Here is a 1,769-nt window from a genome sequence, read left to right on the forward strand (position 1 = left end):
ACGGGCTGACCGGTCTCGTCGGCAACACCCCGGTGCTCAGGGTCTCCGAGCCCCTGGCTCCGGCCGGCCGCGGCTTCTGGGCCAAGCTGGAGGGGCTCAACCCCGGCGGCATCAAGGACCGCCCCGGGCTGCACATGGTCGAGCGGGCCCGTGCCCGCGGCGACCTGCGGCCCGGCGGCATGATCGTCGAATCCACGAGCGGCACCCTGGGACTGGGCCTGGCCCTCGCCGGCATGGTCCACGGCCACCCCGTCACACTGGTCACCGACCCGGGGCTGGAGCCGTCCATGACCCGGCTGCTGACCGCGTACGGGGCACGGGTCGATGTCGTCGCCGAGGCGCATCCGACCGGTGGCTGGCAGCAGGCCCGGCGCGACCGCGTCCACGAGCTGCTGGCCGAGCACACCGGCTCGTGGTGCCCCGACCAGTACCACAACCCCGACAACGTCGCCGCCTACACCCCGCTCGGCCTCGAACTGGCCGCGCAGCTCGGCCATGTCGACGTTCTGGTGTGCAGCGTCGGCACGGGCGGCCACTCCGCGGGGATCTCCCGGGTGCTGCGCCGGCTCTACCCCGAACTGCGCCTGGTCGGCGTGGACACCATCGGGTCCACCATCTTCGGCCAGCCCGCCCGCGGTCGGCTGATGCGGGGCCTCGGCTCCAGCATCTACCCCCGCAACGTCGCCTACGACACCTTCACCGAGGTCCACTGGGTGGCCCCGGGCGAGGCCGTGTGGGCCTGTCGGCGGCTGGCGGCCTCCCACTACGCCACCGGGGGCTGGAGCGTCGGGGCGGTCGCCCTGGTGGCCGGCTGGCTGGCGGGCACGCTGCCGCCCGAGACCCGTATCGCGGCCGTCTTCCCCGACGGCCCCCAGCGCTACCTCGGCACGGTCTACGACGACGCGTACTGCGCCGCCCACGGCCTGCTCGACGTCGAACCGGCCCAGGCGCCGGACGAGTTGGCGCACCCCCGGGACGCCGAGGTGACGCGCTGGACGCGCTGCGCCACCGTCGTCGACCCGCTGGCCGACGGCCGCGGAGCCGAGCGATGACACCGACCAATCCGATCGCGCGCACGCGCACCATCGACCGCTCCACCCGCCTGCTGATGGTCAATCAGTTCACCATCAATCTGGGCTTCTACATGCTGATGCCCTATCTGGCGCAGCATCTGGCCGGCACGCTCGGACTGGCCGCCTGGACCGTCGGGCTGATCCTGGGCGTGCGCAACTTCAGCCAGCAGGGCATGTTCTTCTTCGGCGGCACCCTGGCCGACCGGCTCGGCTACAAACCCATGATCATCGCTGGGCTGGTGCTGCGGACGGCGGGTTTCGCCGTATTGGGGCTCGTGGACTCCCTGCCGGCCCTGCTGGCGGCCTCCGCGGCCACAGGACTGGCGGGCGCCCTGTTCAACCCGTCCGTACGGGCCTATCTCGCGCAGAGTTCGGGTGATCGGCGGGTGGAGGCGTTCGCCCTGTTCAACGTGCATTACCAGGCCGGCATTCTGCTCGGGCCCCTGGTGGGCGTCGCGCTGACCGGGGTGAGCTTCCGGTTGACCTGTCTGGTGGCCGCCTCGGTCTTCGCGGTCCTGTCGCTGGTCCAGATGCGCGCCCTGCCGCCCGCGCACGCGCCGACGGCCCCGACCGCCACGGCGTCCGGCACCAGTTCTGCGGCCGGAACCGGAGCGTCCGCCCCCGGAGCCGTACGAACGCAGTGGCGCACGGTCGTCGGAAACCGCCCCTTCCTGCTGTTCTCCACCGCGATGATCG

2 protein-coding genes are annotated in these 1,769 nt (G+C 72.4%); both read left to right on the plus strand.

All coding sequences use genetic code 11. The features are described 5' to 3' along the window. Window positions 1-5: 5 nt before the first annotated feature. Window positions 6-1,052 carry a PLP-dependent cysteine synthase family protein gene (locus ACSNOD_RS30925; protein ID WP_436770394.1) on the plus strand — a complete coding sequence of 349 codons (1,047 nt, stop codon included), beginning with the start codon at window positions 6-8 and terminating at the stop codon, window positions 1,050-1,052. After that, the coding region (locus ACSNOD_RS30930; RefSeq protein WP_436770393.1) for an MFS transporter at window positions 1,049-1,769 on the plus strand (721 nt) is incomplete at its 3' end. The genes ACSNOD_RS30925 and ACSNOD_RS30930, both read left to right, overlap by 4 nt.

This window comes from Streptomyces sp. URMC 123 (genome assembly GCF_051386515.1).
Lineage (GTDB): Bacteria > Actinomycetota > Actinomycetes > Streptomycetales > Streptomycetaceae > Streptomyces.